Raw genomic sequence first — 19978 nt, 5'->3', positions numbered from 1 at the left:
CTTTGTTTGGTGCGGCGGGCGGATTTGTGCTATACATGAACGCGCTTCGGTTCTTACACAGCCTCACAAAAGGATCTCCCTTTATGTTGTACGACTTCTGCCCGAAATGCGGCAAACGCCTGGAAGAATCCATAGCCGATGGAATCCGGCGTAAAATTTGCCATGCCTGCGGTTACATCCAATATAGAAACCCCACGGTGGGCGTGGCCGTGATCGTCATGGAAAAGGGCCGGCTGCTCCTGGTCAAACGAAAAGGCTCCTACGAGGGCATGTGGTGCATCCCCTGCGGCCATTTGGAATGGGACGAAGACGTGCGCGAAGGGGCCCGCCGGGAGATTTTTGAGGAAACCGGGCTGGAAGTCCGCATCGGCCCGGTATTCGACGCCTTGTCCAATTTTCACGACGACCGCCGGCATACCGTGGGCGTGTGGTTTTGGGGTAAAAAAATCGGGGGGCGGCTCGCCCCGGGCTCCGACGCCCTGGACGCCCGCTTTTTTTCCCTGGACGAATTGCCCCACAACCTGGCCTTTCCCACGGATCAGGCAGTCTGTGAGCGCCTGCAAAGGGGAGGGGAGGCGCCCCACGGATATGAATAGGCGCCGGCGTTAATTCTTGCTCTTGATGATGTATTTATAGCGGTTTATTTTAAAAATTGAGGCGCTTTCCCGGGAAGTGGGGTTGGGTGTTCTGCCTCCACGTCAATACAAGGATCTCCTGGTGATATCCGAAGTGCACCGGCAGCAGCAGTGAATGTGCGGCAACAAGGCCAAGCGCGTGGACGACCGCATCGTAAGCATAAGCCAGCCCCATGTGCAGGGGCAAGGCCGGGAAGGGCACGGAGTTTGGGGTTAAACTGTCCTTGAGCCTGTTTTTTAGAGCAGGCATGGAAGGCGACGGGCTCATTGGAACAAGAAGGGGAGGCTATGGGACAGAAAAATCCATATGCCTCCCGAGCCAGGAATTGTACTCGCGCCTTGCCTTTTTAGAATTTTATTTTTTTCAGGAAACCCTGGGTAGAGCCTGCGAAACCCAACATATTTCGCCGTGAAGCGGCATCCTTATTTTTTCGCCGTCATTCCCGAGTGTAGTTATCGGGAACCCAGCGTTGGCCTTTAGAACAACAATGACTTTGGGTTCCCACATGCGCGAGGAGGACGGACTTAATCGGCCGGAATGCCGCATTTGGCCTGCCCTTCTTCCTGCCTGTATTTGGATGCTGCTTGCTGCGCCGGTTTTTTGAGGCGCCTTACACCTTGCTGTGGAATGCTTCCCTTTTTCAGGCCCCTTTCAGAGGGCTTGCCCAACCTGTCAAATCATTCTTTTTTTGCCATCATCCCCGAGACCACTCATGGAGTTAGTCGATTGATCAAAGGCGTTCCTAAGGCACATTGGGCTTGGGGGACGGGCCTGTCAAAAAAAGCAAAATATCTTTTATGAAAAGATAAAAAAGTGAAAAATTATTGCAGCAAATATCAAACGAAAATATATCATAATTTTAATGTAAAAAATAGGATTTCAAAAATATACGTCACGGTATTTTCGATATTTTGAAAATCTCCAGATAGATTGAACTGGGGTCAATTTTTCTGGGAATCAGTAAAAAAATTAAATAGTTTGACTGATTCGATTGTGGTGGATTATGTTTTTGGCGGGGGCCATATTAAGTAATACTAACCATTCAAAGCAATGTTGGAAAGTTGAAAAGATCGTCCCAAAAATGTCAGTACTGATGAACATGAGCAATACCTTCCGGCGCTGGAGATATCATTATGTGTGATAACCCCTCATATGAAGCATTAAAAAGCAAAGTCGCCGAACTTGAGCAGCAAAACCGTGAGTTGCGATCCAAGGCCATAAGATTGCAAACATTATTCGACGTCAGCTCGGATGCCATTTTTCTGACTGCGCCTCATGGGCAGGTCCTCCATGCCAATCCGGCGGCCTGTGAACTGTTCCAAATGACGGAGGGGGAACTGATCTCTGGAGGCCGAGCATTAATGTATGCTGACGGTGACGCACAATTAGCGCAAGCCGTTGCAGAAAGAGAGACTACCGGCAAATTCCGAGGGATTCTGACCCACCGGAAAAAGGATGGCAGTCTTTTTCCCGCGGAAGTTGCTTCTGTCATTTTTAAAGACCAGAACGGGGATCAGCGAGCTTGTACGATCATAAGGGACATGACAAAATGGCATGAGCAACGCAAGGACCTTCAACGTGCCATAGAGAAGTATAAAACCCTCTTCCACGCCTTTCCCCTGGGCATCACGGTATCGAATGAACAGGGCCGCATCATTGAGACAAACGCCATTGCAGAGCAATTGCTGGGCTTAGGTAAGGATGAGCATGAAGGGCGAAACCTGGATAGTCAGGAATGGCGGATTATTCGTCCCGACGGGTCCGACATGCCTCCTAATGAATGGGCGAGTATCATTGCTCTAAATGAGAACCAGACGGTTAGGAATTGCGAAATGGGGATCGTCAAATCCGACAACACCGTCACTTGGCTTAATGTCACTGCAGCCCCGCTGCCTATTGAAGGCCATGGGGTGGTGGTCACATATAATGACATTACCGAACGTAAAAACGCGGAGGCCGCCCTTAAATGCAGCGAAGAAAGGTACCGCTTTTTAGCTGAAAATGCCGGAGATGTCATTTTTACTTTGGATATGGATTTGAATTACACCTATATAAGCCCATCGGTGAGAATTCTCCGGGGATATGAACCATCCGAGGTGATTGGACAGGCCATTGATCAAGTATTAACTCCCAAATCATTGTTGATAGCGACACAAGTCGTTTCGGAAGAATTGGAACAAAAAAAACAAACAGATTCAAATTTCAGGGTTACCAAAAATATTGAACTGGAGATGATTCGTAAGGACGGCTCCACGGTCTGGACTGAGGTAAAAGCGACTCTGCTTCGTGATGAGAAGGGCAATCCGTCCGGGATTCTTGGTGTCACAAGGGATATTTCCGCCCGCAAAAAAGCGGAAGATGCCTTACGGCTTAGTGAAGAGCGTTATCGCATGCTGTTCGAGCATTCTCCTTTGGGTGTTTTTCAAACCGATGAAAATGGAATTATTGTATCGGGTAACGATAATTTTGTAAAAATAATTGGTTCATCACGAGACAAGTTGGTGGGGCTGGATATGTTCACCCTGCCGGACAAAAAAATGGTTGGGGAAATGCAAAAAGCCTTACAAGGAGATCTTGGTTTTTATGAAGATGTTTATCGCTCTGTGACGGCTCACAAGGAAACTCCCGTAAAGGTGCATTATGCACCCATATCTTTAACCAGTGGGAAGATTGTGGGTTGTGTGGGCATTATCGAAGATATTACTGGGCAGAAAGAATATGAGAATAAGTTACTTGTCAAAGAAAACATTATCCGGTGTTCTTCTATCGCTATCGCCACCTGCAACCTTGAAGGGATGATGACTTACGCCAATCCTGTTTTTTATAAATGGTGGGATTTTAAAAGCCCTGATGAATGTATCGGGCAACATTTCACAAAATTTTGGATATTGGGGGAGAAATACGAAGATGTTATGAAGGCCCTGGAAGTTGAGAATATTTGGACCGGAGAAATCAAAGCCAAAAGGAAAGATGGTTCTCTTTTTGATGTTCAGGTTTCGGCTTCCACAGTTTTTGACGACAAGGGAAATCCGGTCGCCATGACCTCCTCGACCATCGACATTACCGACCAAAAACAGGCTGAAGAAGAGCGTAAGAGACTACAGGCCCAACTGATTCAATCTCAGAAGATTGAGTCCACAGGACGATTAGCGGGCGGGGTGGCGCACCATTTCAACAATATGTTAGGTGTAATATTGGGCCATGCGGAAATGGCTTTGGACGGGATGGCCCCGGATAATCCGCTTCATTTTAACGTATTGGAGATTTTTAACGCTGCTCAGCGTTCCGCGGATATCACACGGCAATTGCTAACTTTCGCACGCAAACAGATCATTACACCTAAAGCAATCAATCTGAATACAAAGGTTGAAGAAATGCTCAAGATGCTTCGGCGTCTCATAGGCGAGGATATAAATCTGGTTTGGCTGCCCGGCGAAAATTTGGGGATCGTCAAAGTGGATCCATCACAAATTGATCAACTTTTGGTTAAGTTGTGCGCCAACGCACGAGACGCCATTGAGGGGAAGGGCAAAATCACCATAAAAACGGACAATGTGGCCTTTGATGAGGCCCTGTGTGCGGAGCATATAGGTTGTGCGCCTGGCGAATATATCCTGCTGGCTATTTCAGACAACGGCTGCGGTATGGATGAGCTAACCCGTGACAACCTGTTCGAACCCTTTTTCAGCACCAAGGACGTGGGGAGTGGGACCGGACTTGGTCTCTCCGCAATATATGGAATTATTAAGCAAAATGGCGGTTTCATCACTGTTTACAGTGAACTTGGCCAGGGAACCACCTTTAATATTTATTTACCCCGGCATGAAATCATTACTGGACCGCCTCAAAAAAGGCGGAATCAAGCGCTTCCTGCTGCACGGGAAAACGAAACCATTTTATTGGTGGAAGACGAGCGCGCCATATTGAACATGACCCGTCAAATGTTAGAACAGTTTGGATACAAAGTCTTGGAAGCAAGCACGTCAGATGAAGCCCTCCGACTGGCCGAGGAATACACCGGCGAAATTCATCTGTTTATGACCGATCTGGTGATGCCGGAGATGAATGGCCTTGAATTGACTAAAAGACTGATGGGTTTATATCCAAATGGCAAATGCCTTTATATGTCCGGTTATACGGCCAACATTATTGAGCGGCACGGTGGCTTGGCGGATGGGTTGAATTTTCTCCCCAAACCATTTACACGAAAAAATCTCGCTGAAAAGATTAGGGCGGTGCTGGATGCAAATGGATAGAGGAACTCACTCTTGTCCAAAATAAGGATTTGAAAGGCAAGTCATTATTCGAAATGATAAAGACCTTGCCCAATACAGATATCGGAAAAAAACGCTTCCTTGCGTACGGGCGAAAACCCAAATCCTTTTGTTGTAGAGTGGTTAAACGCCCCGCAGCCTGCTGCGCCGGTTTTTTGAGGCGCCTTACAGCTTGCTGTGGGAGTCTGCACTTTTTCAGGCCTCTCAGAGGGCTTGCCCAATCCGTCAAATTATTCCATTTTTACAATCTTCCCATCAGTCTTTAAGCAGTCTTTTGAGTTATTGACATTTTGACGGATGTCCCCAAAAAAAGTCTTTCTCCCTATTAAAAGAGACAGGTTGACCTGTTAGCAGATTAATCAGGGAGTCCTGTAAAACTCATTTTTCTTGTTCTTCGACCAACCAGGATAACGCATCTTTTCTGGACGTGAAGCATTTTAAGTAAATGCCGCGGTTAATTCCCGTGGTCTCGAGGCTTCTTTCGTCTTGTCCCAGTGACGAGCATAGGACGGCGTATTTTATAGTTTTGAGTTTCTCGTCTTCGGCAATTTTCTCGTTGTGTTCCAGCGCGGCGACGATTGGCGGGAATCTCAGGAGCGATGAGGCATCAATGAGGACCTTTTGGATGACGCTACTCGATAAAGCGTCAGCCACCATCTTTCTTTGCTTTGCCAGATCATTCGGCGTGACGGGCTCCGGAAGGTAGGTGACTACCAGAATGCCGATGTCTTCATTCATGTCGAGGCTGATGCCCATGCCTCCTCCTGATCAACGGTAATTATCGCCGTCCCGCCATGTTGTGCATAGCATTTTAAAATCCGTGCCATAGCTCCATACGGCAAATATGCGAGGATGTATATAAATACTTGGAACTATGCAATAATCTTTGCAAAGCAATTTTAGTGCGGCGATGTTAGACATTGCCGGCTGCCGAAACAACACACAAGAAAGAGTCCCAATAGACGCCAGGATAAAACATTTTGCTTTGCAATGCAAAAACAAAAGTTTTGGGGATATCCGTCAAAAAAACCTTGGGGATGATGGTAAAAAACTAAAAAATTGATCAGATTGGGCGGCGGCAGCGCCCAAAGGGATACGCAGTGCAAAAACAAGGATGCCGCATCGCGGCGGAATTTTTTGGGTTTCGCAGGCTCAACCCAATCTACGATTTCGTCGTTGGTTAGAGATGAGGCATGCAAGGGAATGACGGACGTTTGCTTCTTTTCTCACTTGCGCGAAGCGCCATTTTAACGTTTTGATCAAATCTTTTTGCCGCTTCGCGGCGTGCAGAAAAAGGGTTTGCCGCCGGAGGCAGGCAGTTATGCTGTTTACCGCCGGAGGCGGGCCGTCTCCCGCGCCGTCTATGGCGAAAAGCACGCCCCCTGCGGCCTTAAATTCCGCTCTTCATGCTTGTTACTGAATAAAAATCGAACACGCCTAACCTTTACGATGCCGGAACCCTGTGTTATCATTGTAGGTAAGGCATTAACACGGCGCCGGGCGTGAAACCGGCGACCCTTAACCCGGAGGTAGAAAATGGATTACATAAAAATCCGTTTCGGAGGTGGTTTCGGGCAGTTGCAGTCAGAGCTGGAAGAAACGCTGAACAACTTGTACAGGACCGCCAGCCCTGTGTTCTCCGGTTCTTCCCAGGGCTTCCGGCCTGCAACCGATGTATTTGAAACTCCCGATGAAATCGTTGTTATGGCTGAAATGGCTGGCGTAAATAAGGATGAACTGTCAATCGAGCTCGACTCGCGGGCGGTGAAAATATCCGGCAGGAGAAGGGAAATCCGGCGTGGCGCCCAGGCGCGCTTTCATTTGGCCGAAATTCCTTACGGATATTTTGAACGCACGTTGTTTTTCCCCAGGCCCGTGGACCCGGAAAAGGTGACGGCCACCTACGCCGAAGGCATGCTGGAAATCCGTGTGGCCAAGGCGAAAACATTGTCGCCTCAGAGAGTTCAAATTCAAGACTAAGGAATAATCAGGGTGAAAACATGACTGACCAGATTTCGTCCCAAGAAGAAATGCAGCCAGGTAAGATCCCGGAAATAATTTCCATCGTTCCCGTGGTGGATGTGGCCCTGTATCCCAAAATGCAATTGCCCCTGGTTGTGGGGCAGAGCCAGCTCATCGAGTTGGTGGACAACGCCATGGCCAACGATCGGGTCATTGGCATTATTGCATCCAAGATCGCCGATCCCCAGATAAACCATAAGCCCGACGACCTGTTTGAAGTGGGGACGGCGGCGGCTATCATGAAGATGGCCAAAGGGGCTCCGGACAAGGCCCAGATGCTTGTCCAGGGAATTACCCGGTTTAAAATCGAGGAATACACCCAGGAAGAACCCTACCTCATGGCCAGGGTGACTCCGTTGGAAGACATATACCCCAAGGGCAAGGGCAAGGAAATCGAGGCGTTGACCGCCAACCTGGTGACCTTGTTCGGCAAGATCGTCAACTATACCTCCCTCCTGCCCCCGGAAATGGCCGAGTGGATCAAAACCGTGGGGGATGCAGGCACCGTGGCCGACGTGGTGGCTTCCACCATCCAGTCCACCCTGGAGGAAAAGCAGAAAATCCTGGAAACCCGCGAGGTGGACAAGCGCCTCATTGCGGTGACCAAGATGGCCTCCCATCAACTGGAAATTTTGGAGCTTGGGGACAAGATTCAAACCCAGGTCAAGGGAGACATGGATAAAACCCAGCGGGACTACTACCTGCGGCAGCAGTTGAAGGCCATCCAGCAGGAGCTGGGCGAGGGCGACAAGGAAAACGTCGAGGTCCAGGAGTACGAGGCCAAAATCAAGGAGATGAACCTCCCCGAGGCCGCCCAAAAGGAAGCGGAAAGGGAGCTTTCCCGCCTGTCCAGGATGCATCCGTCGTCCGCGGAATACACCGTGGCCGCCACCTACCTGGATTGGATCACCTCCTTGCCGTGGCACGCAAGCACGGAGGATAACCTGGATATCGCCGAGGCCAGGAGGATACTTGACGCAGACCATTTCGGCCTGGAAAAGCCGAAAAAGCGCATCCTGGAATACCTGGCCGTGCGCAAGCTCAAGCCCGACTCCAAAGGCCCCATCATTTGCTTCGCGGGACCTCCAGGCACGGGCAAGACCTCCCTGGGCCGCTCCATTGCCAGGGCTTTGGGCCGGAACTTCGTGCGCATTTCCCTGGGCGGCGTCCGGGACGAGGCGGAAATCCGCGGGCACAGGCGCACCTACGTCGGGGCCTTGCCAGGCAGGATTATTCAGAATATAAGAAGGGCGGAGTCCAACAATCCTATTTTTATGCTGGACGAAGTGGACAAGCTGGGCAATGATTTCCGGGGAGATCCCTCCTCGGCCCTGCTGGAGGTATTGGATCCGGAGCAAAACGACACCTTTTCGGACCATTACCTGGACGTGCCCTTTGACCTGTCCAAGGTCATGTTCATCGCCACGGCCAATATTTTGGACACCATCCCTCCGGCCCTCCGGGACAGGATGGAGGTGATAGAGCTTTTGGGCTACACCATGGAGGAAAAGGTCAAGATCGCCAAGAAGTACCTGATCCCCCGGCAAAGGGACGCCCATGGGCTCAAGGCCAGCGACATAAAAATAACGGATGGGGCTATCAAGCAGATCATCAACGGCTACACCCGGGAGGCCGGACTCAGGAACCTGGAAAGGGAAATCGCCTCGGTATGCCGGGGCGCGGCCCGCAAGATCGCCGAAGGCCTGGAAGAGTCCGTGACGGTCAAACCCAAGGATTTGCATGAGTACATCGGGCCCATCAAGAGGCTTAACGAAAAAGCCGTGACCGTGAAGGTTCCCGGCGTGGTGAACGGTTTGGCCTGGACCCCCACGGGCGGGGAAATGCTGACCGTGGAAAGCGTGGCCATGCCCGGCCAGAAAGGCTTGACCCTCACCGGCCAGTTGGGCGGCGTCATGAAGGAATCGGCCCAGGCGGCCTTGTCGTTCATACGCAGCCGCGCGGACAAGCTGAAGGTGGATCCTGATTTTTTCAAGGAGCACGAAATCCACGTGCACGTGCCCGCCGGCGCCATCCCCAAGGACGGCCCGTCGGCCGGCGTGACCATATTAACGGCGCTCACCTCCCTGTGCACCGGCAAGGTTGTTAAAAAGGACCTTGCCATGACAGGGGAAATCACTCTCCGCGGACAGGTTTTGCCCGTGGGAGGCATTAAAGAAAAGGTTCTGGCAGCTTACCGGGCCGGCGCCAAGGAATTGATATTACCCAAATGGAACGAAAAGGACTTGGAAGACATTCCGGAAAGCGCCAGGGAAAAAATAACCTTCCACTTTGTGGATTCCATGGAGCAGGTATTGGCCCTGGCCCTGGAAGACTGATCCTTTCAGCCGCCATGGGCGTTTTGATTGCTTTCTGCCTGGCGGCGATTCCGGCTTGCGTCAAGGAATCGCCGCCGCCCAAGCAGCAGATAAAGACCTCCACGCCCACGTCCAAGCCCTATAAGATCCAAGGCAAATGGTACCATCCCATTCCCGACGCCAGGGGCTTCACCCAAACAGGAAAAGCCTCCTGGTACGGAAAGGATTTTCACGGCAAGAAAACCGCCAACGGCGAAGTCTACAACATGCACGCCATGACAGCCGCCCACAAGACCCTTCCCCTGGGCACGTGGGTGCGCGTCTACAATCTCACCAACGGAAAAACCTGCGACGTGCGCGTCAACGACCGGGGCCCTTTTGTACGAGGCCGCATCATCGACCTGTCCTACTCCGCAGCCAAGGAGATCGGCCTGGTCGGCCCCGGAGTGGCCAAAGTGCGCATCAAAGCCCTGGCGCCTCCGGCCGGAGCGGTCCAGGGAGACCGGAACGTCTATTATAAAGGCAATTTTACAATTCAGATAGGGGCCTTTAAAGATAGGACCAACGCCGAAAATCTGGTAAAAAAATTGTCGGTCAAATACAATAACGCCCATATGGTCCAGACAATGGTCGGGAGTGATCTTTATTACAGGGTCCGGGTGGGACAATGCTCCACCCTGGAGCAGGCCGCCCAGTTCCAGTCCGTCATGAGGTCCGGGGGATATAAAAACGCCTTTGTGGTTGCTGAATAACGGTATTATGAAAGATTTGCACAGCAGGAAGTTTGTTTTTTTGGATCGGGACGGGGTCATCAACCGGGACTCGCCTGATTATATCAAGAACTGGTCGGAATTCCATTTTCTGCCCGGCAGCCTTAAAGCCCTGGCATTACTGAAGGAAAACGGGTATAATGTGGTGGTTATCACCAATCAGTCCATCATAGGACGGAAAATGGTTGAGCCCCATATTTTGCAAAATACCCATGACAATATGCGCCGGGTTGCGGCGGAAAACGGCGGCGAAATCCGCGAGATTTTTTTCTGCCCCCATACGCCCGACGATCATTGCGATTGCCGAAAGCCCAAGCCGGGGCTTTTGCACCAGGCCAGGGACGCTTTCGGCCTGGACCTGTCCAATCACGCCATGATCGGCGACAGCGCCAAAGACATCCTGGCGGCCAGGGCCGCCGGGTGCGGCATGGCCCTTCTGGTGGGTACGGGGAACGGAGAAGCCGCCCTGGAGGATTTGCGCCGTAAGGGCGTGGAGCCCGATTATGCGGCTAATGACCTTCTTGATGCGGTGAAATGGCTTCTTGCGCGGGATAAGGAAGCCTCCGGAGGCCTTCATGCCTGAGATCCAAGGCAAAGTGCAGGGCATCACCTTTTTTAACGAACGCAACATGTACACCATCGCCAGGGTGGACACGGACAACGGCCTGAAAACCCTGGTGGGCGCTATGGGGCGTCTGGCCGTTGGAGAGACCATCAAAGCCCGGGGCGAGTGGGACGTCCACCCCCGCTTCGGCGAGCAATTCAAGGTGGACGCCTTTGAAATCCTCCTTCCCTCCACCACGGAGGGGGTGCGCAACTACCTGGCCTCCGGCATGATCCGGGGCGTGGGGCCGGCCATGGCCGACCGCATCATCGATCATTTCGGCGAAAAGGCCCTGGAAATCCTGGACCAATCCCCGAAAAGGCTTTCCGAAGTCAAAGGCATCGGCAAAAAAAAGCTCAAGGGAATCATCGCCGACTGGCAGGACAAGCGCACTCAGCGCAACGTTCTCATGTTTCTGGCCAGTTTTGGAATAGGCACAGCCTACGGGGTGCGCATATTCCAGACCTACGGCCAGGAAACCGGCGCCATCATCAAGGACAATCCGTATAAACTGGCTGAAGACGTGGCCGGCATCGGCTTTTCCACGGCCGACGGCATCGCCCGGAAAATGGGCATCCCGGCGGATTCGCCCAAACGCCTGGAGGCGGGGGTTCTGCACGCCCTAAGCCGGGCTTCCAATAACGGCCATTTTTATTTGCCCCGGGAGGAGCTGATTCACGAGGCGGCTTCCTTGCTGGATCAGAACCCTTCGGAAGTGGACAACATCCTCAGCGGCATGTGGCAGACGGGCAAGGTGATTTTCGATAAAATCACGGACGATCCGGAAAATCCACTGGATATCGTTTACCTGACCGCCTATTACGCCACGGAAGTCGGGCTGGCCCGCCGCATCCAGGCCTTTTTGACCGTGCCTTTGAACCTGAAAAAAATCAAGGCCGAGGAAGCCCTGGAAAGGGTGCACCAGCGCTTTGCCATTCGTTTGTCCGAAGAGCAGTTGGATGTGCTGGAAAAAATTTTCGGCTCCCGGATTTCCGTGATCACGGGCGGTCCGGGTACGGGAAAGACCACCCTGGTCCGGTCGGTGCAGCTGTTGTTTTCCGCCATGGGGAAAAGCGTGCTTCAGGTCGCTCCCACGGGGCGGGCGGCCAAACGCCTGGCGGAGGTCACCTCGCGGGACGCCTCCACCATCCATAGGGCCCTGGCTTACGATTTTAAAACAGGCAAGTTCTTCCGCAACGAGGAAGAACCCCTGGACGCGGATGTGATCATCGTGGACGAAGCCTCCATGGTGGACGCCTTTTTGATGTATCACCTGATCAAGGCCATCCCCATGAACGCCGTGCTCATCCTGGTGGGGGACGTTTCCCAGCTTCCCCCGGTCGGGCCGGGCAATGCATTGCGGGATATCATCGAGTCAGGCCAGGTTCCGGTGTTTCATTTGACCAAGATCTTCAGGCAGGCCGCCCAAAGCCTGATTATCCGCAACGCCCACAGGGTCAATGCGGGAGAGGACCTGGTCACGGTTCGCGACCAGAGCAAGGAAGACCCGGATTTTTATTTCCTGTCCGAAAACGACCAGGAAAGGATGGTGTCCCTGGTGCTGACCATGTGCCGGGAGCGCATCCCCAACCGGTTCGGGTTCGACCCCATGACCCAGATTCAGGTGTTGACGCCCATGCACAAAGGGCCTGCAGGAACCATCAACCTCAACCGGCAGTTGCAAAAGATCTTAAACCCCGGCCCGGACCTCATTACCAGAGGGGAGCAATGCTTCCGGGCGGGCGACAAGGTCATGCAAATCAAGAATAATTACTCCAAGGAGGTCTTTAACGGCGACATCGGCGCCATCACCAATGTAAGCCCGTCATCCAAAAGCGTGGTGGTGGAGTTTGACGCCGGCCCGGTTCCCTATACGTTCAGCGAAATGGAGGAGTTGGTGCTCGCCTACGCCATTTCCATCCACAAGTCCCAGGGATCGGAATATCCGGCGGTGATCATGCTGTTGTCCACGGCCCATTACGCCTTGTTGCAGCGCAATCTGGTTTACACCGGAATAACCCGGGCCAAACGCCTTATGGTGCTGGTGGGCAGCCAAAAAGCCGTGTCCCTGGCCGTGGGAAACGACACGCCGTCCCGCCGCGCCACCCGGCTGGCTCACAGGCTGCGCCAAACCTCCGCGTCCCTGGTGGATGATGAATAGGGGTTCCAATGATTAAACCGTCCGCATATTTTTATCCCATCTTGCTTTTGATTGCGCTGCTGTGCTTTCCGGCCCTTCTTTGCGCGGAGTTCTACAGATACAAAGACGATTCCGGAAAGACCTGCTATGTGGACGACATCGCAAAAGTTCCTCCCGAATACAGGGACCAGATAAAAAGCTACGCCGAAGAGGCGGATAACATGACTCCCGCCGAAAAAGCAGCCCTGGAAGCCCGGAGGGAGAGGGAGCGGAACTATCGCCAAATGCGCCGGGAGCAGCTTTTGGAGTATCAGCGCGAACAGCAAAAAAAACAGCAATTGCAAAACCAGGCGGACTCGGCAACCTCCAATGACGTCAGGGGCTCGCACGGGTATACGGCCGTGACCATCGCCAACAGCCAGGTGGTTGTGCCGGTTCAGTTTCGTGTTAAAGGCAAGACCGTAATCGCATCCATGCTGCTGGACACCGGCGCCAACAGGACTTTGATCAATAAAGACGTGGGCGAGCGGCTGGGTTTGAAGCCGGAGGACGGGGGCATGACAGGCATCCAGGTTGTGGGGGGAGGGCTGCTGCCTGCCATGGATATACCGGTGGATGAAATCAGGGTGGGCCCGAATAAAAGAAAAAACATGAACGTCCTTGTGCTGGAAAGAAGGGCCGCCGGCGGCCACGACGGCTTGTTGGGCATGGATTTTCTCATGGGCTTCAAGTTCCATGTGGACTACGACAAGCAGCGCCTTGTCTGGTCCCGTTAAAATTGGGGGGAAAGTTAATGGTAAAAAGCGAGTGGAAGCCTGAAGAGGAAATCAGGCTGGCCTTGGAGGGAAAAGACCGCATCGCCGTCATCTCCTGCGCCGTGTGCGCCAACCTGAGCGGAACGGGCGGTTATCAGGGACTGAAAAAAATGCGCGGCCTGGCGAAAAAATGGGGCAAAAAAGTAGTTCTCTCCCAATGCGTAGTGGCCTGCTGCTCCCAGGAAATCATGAGCCAGACCAAAAAAATGCATCTGGACCCCGTCGCCTCCAAATGCGACGCCCTGGTTATGCTCTCCTGCTCCGGAGGCGTTAAATCCGCATTCATTGCAGACCCAGGCATGCCCATTGTCGCAGCCCTGGACTCCATGGGAAGCGCCGTGGTCACGCGGGAAGAAAGCATTATCGCGGAAAGCCTGTGCACCGGCTGCGGCCAGTGCGTCCTCACCTATACCGGCGGCATTTGCCCGCTGTCCAAATGCCCGGCCAAACGCCAATATTCCCCCTGCTCCAAACAGCCCCAGGAGGGCGATCAATGCGCCGTGGACCCCGCCCGCAAATGCGTGTGGAAGGAAATTGAAAAGCGCGGAGACCTCCAGGCCCTTCAAGCCCTGGAAGCAAGGCATAAAAACAGCGGCGAACCCCGCCTCGCCTCCGACATTCCTCCGGAGTTTCCCGGCCTGGGCAAGACCCTGGCCGGATGGGCCATGGCCAAAAGCGGCCGCTTCGCCCGGATAATCAGCTCGATTTTGTGACTCGGAGACCAATTTTCACCCTATATCGTTTGGTAGAATGCTGATCAGGAGGGACGCCCGTTCTTGGTGGAGGATCAATCGTGACTCCGCAGCAAGAATCACCCGGCCGGTCCTGGCATGCAATGCCAGGGGCCGCAGGCCAATAAGGGGACCGGTGATGACCGGAGTTCCAATATCCAATGGCGAACTGTATTGCTGTTGAAAGCCCGCTTCTTTTATTTTTCAACGTTCCTTAAGAGTGGACGCCAATGGAATTTTTTTGTTGACCTATTGTGTATTGTGTACTACATGATAAATAAATGACCATGATAATGTCAGGCCCGTTTTTTCGTTCCTTTTCACCGCAAAGGAGGAAAATGCCATGTCAAGAGATGTGAACGTCCCCCCAGCCCTTGTGGCCCAGCAAACCGGCGCCTGGTGCTTCGCCGCCGCGGAGCAGATGGCGCGCGCTTATTACGGGCTCCCTGTCCTTAACCAATACGAAATTGCCTACAACAGCCTCATGCAACTGGTAGGGGCCATGGCGCCGCCCCATTTGGCCAATTGGAACAACGCCACGCTGCTTGATTTGATGAACGGGGTAGTCGCGGATATTACGCCCGCCCAGTTGGCCGTGAGCGGCAACCCTCCTAATCCCAACAGCCAGCGGGTCGCCCTGGTGCAAAACACAATGGGGGCTTTTAACATAGCGCCTTTTGCGGGAGCGAGTTTGGGCGGACAGGCCACCCAGGGGAATTTCCGGGCCGATATAGAGGCCAACAAGATCGTGGTGATCGGAAACTTTATCCATTACTATGTGGTTTATGGATATAACGACATCAACGGATTTGACCTCAAAGTCCGGGACCCCATGCCCACGGGCGTGGGAGGCCTTTCCACAGCGGTTCCCTACGCCAACTTCAACGCTTGGCACGCCAAAGTGGTGATCCGGTTTTAATCCTTTGGGCGTGAAAAAGCGATTTTGCGCGCCTGGCGCGTTTAGGACGGATTTTGGCGGAGAACCGCGCATGCCGGAGATTATCCGCCTGGCCGCGCATTTATGGAGGTATTGCTATGTCCAGAGACGTGACCGGCCCTCCGGACCTGGTGGCCCAGGAAACCGGCGCATGGTGCTTCGCCGCCGCAGAGCAAATGGTCAGGGCTTACCTGAACATGGATGTTCCTTCCCAGTACGGCATTGCCTATGCCAGTCTCATGTTGTTGATCAGCCAGGGGGATCCGGATGTTCTTCTTGCTTGGTCAACCGCCGCCGAAACCGACTTGTTGCTGGAGGTGGATGACGATATTACCCCCGAACAATTGGATGTCTCAGGCAATCCACCCAATCCGGACAGCGAGAGAGTCGCAATGGTAAAGCGCACGTACGGAATCTTCAACCACTGGGATCTTGGCGGAACCATTAGCTCTTCCTGTTCGCCCCGAGACTTTCGGGAGGATATCGGCTCTGACAAGCTGGTGGTGATCGGCAACCGGAATCACTATTATGTAGTCTATGGATACACGGACGCCGGCCCCTTTATCCTGCGCGCCAGAGACCCGTTCCCTCCCGGCCTTGGGGCCGGGACAAGACTGATCCCATGGGGAGATTTTAACGCGTGGGAATACAAAGTGGTCATCCGGTTTTAAAAGCGAAGCGGTCAGGCGGTTTTTTCACCCTTAAGCTCGCCAGCCAGGCGAGTGAGGGTTTTCTGCATGGCGGCTTCCACCTTGTCGGCGCATTGATTGACGTAATCAAGGTCCTCCGCGGCTTTGGGGCCGCGGCGGCGGAATCGTATGGGCTTCATGGCTTCGATTTTGATCTTGGCCGGATAAGGCAGAAAGACCGGCGCCGGCCCGGGTGCAATTCCCCACGGCAGGCACAAGGTGAGGGGCCACACCTTGGTGCGCAGCCATTTATCCATGCCCAGGGCCTTGGCGAGCCATTGGTTGTCGCTCACGATAATGGTCGTCGACTGGGCGCCCGCCGCCACAAAGGGAATGATGGGAACCTTTTCTTTTAGAGCCAGCTTCATGTATCCCCGGCGCCCGCTGAAGACGATCTTGTTCCTGTGCTTGAAGGGCCTCCAGGCGTCCGCGTCTCCTCCGGGATAGACCACCACTTTTTTGCCTTGTGCGAAGGCCTTGGCCGCGTTCTCTTGGCAGGCCCGGATTCCACCCATTTTAGTCAGCACTTGATTGACCCCGGGAAGCCTGATGGGCAAGTCGTGCGCCAGTCCGTAGGGCAGGGCGTCCACGCCCAAAACCTTGTACGCCTCCGCAAAGAAAATAAAGGTGTCCAGGGTCATCATCCCCATATTGTGGTTGCCTACGTACAACGCCGGCCCCCGGGGGACGTTCTCCAGACCGTGCACCGAAGCGCGGAAGTAAGCCTTCAACAGCCTGCCCGTCAAAGGGGAAACCCAGTCGATCAGGCCAAGGTCCCTGTTATCCAAGGCGTCGATGTCCCGCATTTTCAGAAAATCCAGCATGATTTGTCTCAAGGCCTTTAAGAGAGATTTTTTGATGAGAATTCCACGTTCGATAAACAGAATACCACATCCGGACCCTTTGACGCAACATGTCATAAGCACATGTCATGACCGCCTGTCGCAGTATATCCGCCATTCCCGCGACGTATTCTCGGAAAGGGGGGCCCGGCGTCCTTTTTTGTTTTGATTTGGCGCCTATAGACGTTCTACCTATTTGTCTGCAACATGGAGCCGCCTTTCATAAAAAGTCGCCCAGCTTCCCCTTGACAGGGCATGGCGTTGCGTTATTTTTTACTCGGAAGTTGGATGTATTCATAAGAATAACATCGCAACCGATATTTTTTTCTGACTTTAAGCCGAAGAAGGAGGAAAAAAATGAAACCCAACGCCTTTCCATAAAGAACCATCCTTACTGCAGGGATATAGGGCCGTTAATCCGTCCCTGCAAGCTGAAGAAATCCCAACCAAACAGATCGCACCTGACAAGTGAGGTCCCTTTTCGGAGGAAAAGCGCTCTTTCGAAACCGCGGCCTATTGTGCGGAAAGGAGAATCTCATGGAACTGGAAAAAAAATACACCTTGGCCAAGTTTGGCGTTTTGGCTCTTTTGGTAGTTTGCGTCCTGCTGGGCGCCGCCCTCCTGAAAGACAAGGACGAGCCCATCCGGATTGACGATTTGAGCGCGCCCGCCATGCCCAAGGGCCTTGAATCTTTTTCAAAATCTTTCTCCAAGGAGTTCAAGCTGGGCCAGGATCAGGCCTTTGACATGCTGGATAAATTTTTTGATGAGGGCTTTTTCAAGGACAATTCCGACCCCTTTCAAAAGATGGAGCAGTTGAGAAGGGATATCCATAAACAATTGGAAAAAGGTCAGCAAGGCGCTTTCGACAATTCCTGGGGGGACTGGTACGACGCCCGGTTCACCGGTCACGACTCCTTTTCCATGTCCATGGAGGATAAGGCCCACGCCTATGAGTACAAGATTTCCATACCCAACCGGTCGAGCCAGGATTTGAAGGTGGACGTCACCAAAGACGGCATTCAAATTTCGGGAACCCTAAACAAAGTGGTGGAAAAGAAAAACGCCGACGGCGAGGTGACGGCCAGGCAGGAGGTCGCCTCCACCATCAGCCAGCGGTTCTCCCTGCCTGACGACGCCAATTACGGAAGCGCCAAAATCACCAACGGCGATGACCAGATCATCATCACCGTGCCCAAAGTGTAATATGGAAGGCCCGCCCATTGGGCGGAACTGTGCTGCGGGAATTGTCCGCTAATTGTGATCAAGAACAAGGAGGTCATTATTATGGATGCCAAAAAACTCGCACCATGGAACTGGTTTAAAAAGGAACTGGAAGAAAAAAATCTGCCCATTGTGAACAAAAACGCCGAGCAGGCTGTACAGCCCCAGGCGCCCCTGGCGCAGTTGCACAGTGAAATCGACAGGATGTTCGATGACGTGTTCCGCAGCTTCGGCATGCCCGGCCTGGGAACCGGTTGGAGCCTTCCGGCCTTGGCCAGGGATCCGTGGATTAAGCCCACCCTGGACATCAGCGCCGCGGATAAGGAATATCAGGTTTCCGTGGAACTGCCCGGAATGGAGGAAAAGGACATCCACCTGGAACTGGACAAGGACGTCCTGCGGATTTCCGGCGAGAAAAAGCAGGAGACCGAAGAAAAGGGCAAGAACCATTACCGGATGGAACGCTCTTACGGTTCATTCCAGCGGGTCCTGTCATTGCCCCATGATGCGGATCAGGACGGCATTAAGGCGTCTTATAAAAACGGGGTCATGAAAATCAAAATCCCCAGAAAGGAAGCCCCGGCTTCTCAGGGCCGGAAAATCGAAGTGGCCGCCGCATGACGCTTGAGATAAGTATCGCCGTCCTGAAATCAAAACAAAAGCGCCGCCCCGGCCTAACAGCCCAGGCGGCGTTTCATAGTCTATCCCGGTCCATTTTTCCCGTCATTCCCGCGTGTTCCTGGCGGGAATCCAGCGTTGGCCGTTAATCAGCCTCGTTCAACATACTCAAGCGTCAAACGTAGAATTCACTTTACATATTTTGGTAATCAAGTTCCTGAAAGGGGTCTGGACAATTCCGCAACTCCTGCCAGTTAAAATCATACCTATCTTCATGAGGTATGTCGTTAGGAAATTTTACTCTAAAGAACCCTCCTATCCCGCTTTCCATTTGATCATATGATCCTTCTAACATTAAAGAACCTGCTCTTGGTGAAAAATCATTCGTCCCAAACTGCGCTGATAGGAGAATGAGGACGGCGCAACATGAATCAATTAGATGCTCGAAAGTCGCCTTTTCAAATTTTAAATGACGATCATGCTTGGTAGCGTTATACGCTTGATACCAAGAAAGAGACTTATCTTCAGACCATGGCATAAATGGCATCCGAATTGAATTCTCTCCAACCCAATTCGGAACTTTAATTTCATATGCAGACAGAAAATGAGTTTTGTCTATTTTCTTGTAGTCATCCATATTCCAATTGCCAGACTTATTGTATCCATTTTCCTTCATTATGGCCTTGCAGTTGGCTTCAACCTCAACACACGAACGAAGAAGCAATGCATGAATCCGATATGAGTAGCATTCCTGATTCTTGTCTGAAGGTTCGACGAAGTCAAAAATTTCTTGAAGGTCTTTTAATATTAGCAAAAAGGCACGAACATAGTGCTCAGGAGACTGCGCAAAGCTAGGATGAGTGACGTAGCACCTGCCTTCGACAGTGGTAGGAACACGATTTTGTCAATAGGATATAAAAACAATTAGTTATCTGAGAGGACAAAAATAGTGTGGTGCCTACAAATCAGGAGGTCAAATCGATCTTTTTGATAAGGGGTGGGGGCTTTATCTTTAATTTTTTCAGAACTTTATTCTGATCCGCCGACAATTCCGTACGCTGTAGTACACGCGAATTATTCAAAAAAAATTCGCCCATGTGCAGGCGCTCCAGAATCCTGCGAACCTGGTTCCAGGTCATGCCCGTTTCCAACTCAATGAAACGCACCAGCAACAGCGCAAGCCAGCACAAAGTCACGTGGCTCCGGATGCGTTCGTCTTTGCGGTGATACACCGGGCGCAGATCCAAGGTGCTTTTCAGGGTGCGGAAGGCTCGCTCCACTTCCAACAACTGCTTGTAGCCCAGGGCAATCTCCTCGGGCGAAAGGGTATCGTCGCTGCAGGACAACAAGTACTTGCCGTC

At 52.5% G+C, this 19978-nt stretch carries 17 protein-coding genes; 13 read left to right on the top strand and 4 right to left on the bottom strand.

The features are described from left to right. The first annotated feature begins 83 nt into the window (after nt 1-83). Together G491_RS0124890 and G491_RS32430 are read left to right on the top strand one after the other, a co-directional pair. Nucleotides 84-596, top strand: coding sequence for an NUDIX hydrolase (locus G491_RS0124890; RefSeq protein ID WP_028316465.1), 513 nt, complete (start codon nt 84-86; stop codon nt 594-596). 1173 nt (nt 597-1769) lie between these two features. Further along, nucleotides 1770-4892: a PAS domain S-box protein gene (locus G491_RS32430; protein ID WP_051327515.1), complete on the top strand. Its 3123-nt coding sequence runs from the start codon at nt 1770-1772 to the stop codon at nt 4890-4892. Between the two features lie 396 nt (nt 4893-5288). Here the strand turns inward: G491_RS32430 and G491_RS0124870 are convergent, their stop codons facing one another. Next, on the bottom strand, nt 5289-5666 hold the full coding sequence (locus G491_RS0124870; protein ID WP_028316463.1) for a hypothetical protein: 378 nt from the start codon (nt 5664-5666) through the stop codon (nt 5289-5291). A gap of 780 nt (nt 5667-6446) precedes the next feature. On the opposite strand from G491_RS0124870, the gene G491_RS0124865 reads away from it, so the two are divergent. From G491_RS0124865 to G491_RS0124825, 9 genes are all read left to right on the top strand, one after another. After that, the gene (locus tag G491_RS0124865) at nt 6447-6890 is read left to right on the top strand and encodes an Hsp20/alpha crystallin family protein (protein ID WP_015947639.1); all 444 of its coding nucleotides are present in this window, start codon (nt 6447-6449) and stop codon (nt 6888-6890) included. A gap of 20 nt (nt 6891-6910) precedes the next feature. Then, nucleotides 6911-9268 carry an endopeptidase La gene (gene lon, locus G491_RS0124860; RefSeq protein WP_015947638.1) on the top strand — a complete coding sequence of 786 codons (2358 nt, stop codon included), beginning with the start codon at nt 6911-6913 and terminating at the stop codon, nt 9266-9268. 14 nt (nt 9269-9282) lie between these two features. Then, nucleotides 9283-9999 (top strand): septal ring lytic transglycosylase RlpA family protein, encoded by a 717-nt coding sequence (locus tag G491_RS0124855; protein WP_015947637.1) that lies wholly within the window; start codon nt 9283-9285, stop codon nt 9997-9999. A gap of 7 nt (nt 10000-10006) precedes the next feature. Beyond that, on the top strand, nt 10007-10600 hold the full coding sequence (gene gmhB / locus G491_RS0124850; protein WP_028316461.1) for a D-glycero-beta-D-manno-heptose 1,7-bisphosphate 7-phosphatase: 594 nt from the start codon (nt 10007-10009) through the stop codon (nt 10598-10600). Next, complete coding sequence (gene recD2, locus G491_RS32425; protein ID WP_035220106.1) at nt 10593-12782, top strand: SF1B family DNA helicase RecD2; 2190 nt, start codon at nt 10593-10595, stop codon at nt 12780-12782. The genes gmhB and recD2 overlap by 8 nt, the downstream gene beginning before the upstream one ends. An 8-nt stretch (nt 12783-12790) precedes the next feature. Further along, nucleotides 12791-13537, top strand: coding sequence for a retropepsin-like aspartic protease (locus G491_RS34600; protein ID WP_051327514.1), 747 nt, complete (start codon nt 12791-12793; stop codon nt 13535-13537). Nucleotides 13538-13554: 17 nt separating this feature from the next. Next, nucleotides 13555-14289 (top strand): methylenetetrahydrofolate reductase C-terminal domain-containing protein, encoded by a 735-nt coding sequence (locus G491_RS0124835; RefSeq protein WP_028316460.1) that lies wholly within the window; start codon nt 13555-13557, stop codon nt 14287-14289. Nucleotides 14290-14650: 361 nt separating this feature from the next. After that, nucleotides 14651-15226: a hypothetical protein gene (locus tag G491_RS32415; protein WP_015947632.1), complete on the top strand. Its 576-nt coding sequence runs from the start codon at nt 14651-14653 to the stop codon at nt 15224-15226. A gap of 116 nt (nt 15227-15342) precedes the next feature. Further along, a complete protein-coding gene (locus G491_RS0124825; protein ID WP_028316459.1) occupies nt 15343-15915 on the top strand; it encodes a hypothetical protein in 573 nt (190 codons plus the stop codon). An 11-nt stretch (nt 15916-15926) separates the two neighbouring features. On the opposite strand, the gene G491_RS0124820 is transcribed toward G491_RS0124825, so the two are convergent. Then, on the bottom strand, nt 15927-16757 hold the full coding sequence (locus G491_RS0124820; protein ID WP_051327513.1) for a 1-acyl-sn-glycerol-3-phosphate acyltransferase: 831 nt from the start codon (nt 16755-16757) through the stop codon (nt 15927-15929). A gap of 555 nt (nt 16758-17312) precedes the next feature. Here G491_RS0124820 and G491_RS0124815 point away from each other — a divergent pair. Beyond that, entirely contained in the window at nt 17313-17981 is a 669-nt protein-coding gene (locus G491_RS0124815; protein WP_028316457.1) for an Hsp20 family protein, read from the top strand. An 81-nt stretch (nt 17982-18062) separates the two neighbouring features. Beyond that, a complete protein-coding gene (locus G491_RS0124810; protein ID WP_028316456.1) occupies nt 18063-18620 on the top strand; it encodes an Hsp20/alpha crystallin family protein in 558 nt (185 codons plus the stop codon). Nucleotides 18621-18810: 190 nt separating this feature from the next. Here G491_RS0124810 and G491_RS32410 read toward each other — a convergent pair whose 3' ends face one another. Next, a complete protein-coding gene (locus G491_RS32410; protein WP_051327512.1) occupies nt 18811-19254 on the bottom strand; it encodes a hypothetical protein in 444 nt (147 codons plus the stop codon). A gap of 328 nt (nt 19255-19582) precedes the next feature. Next, the coding region (locus tag G491_RS32405) for an IS1634 family transposase (RefSeq protein WP_035220102.1) at nt 19583-19978 on the bottom strand (396 nt) is incomplete at its 5' end.

The organism is Desulfatibacillum aliphaticivorans DSM 15576 (genome assembly GCF_000429905.1).
GTDB lineage: Bacteria > Desulfobacterota > Desulfobacteria > Desulfobacterales > Desulfatibacillaceae > Desulfatibacillum > Desulfatibacillum aliphaticivorans.
Note: the sequence above shows the minus strand (reverse complement) of the source record. Positions and strands in the feature narration are given on the sequence as shown.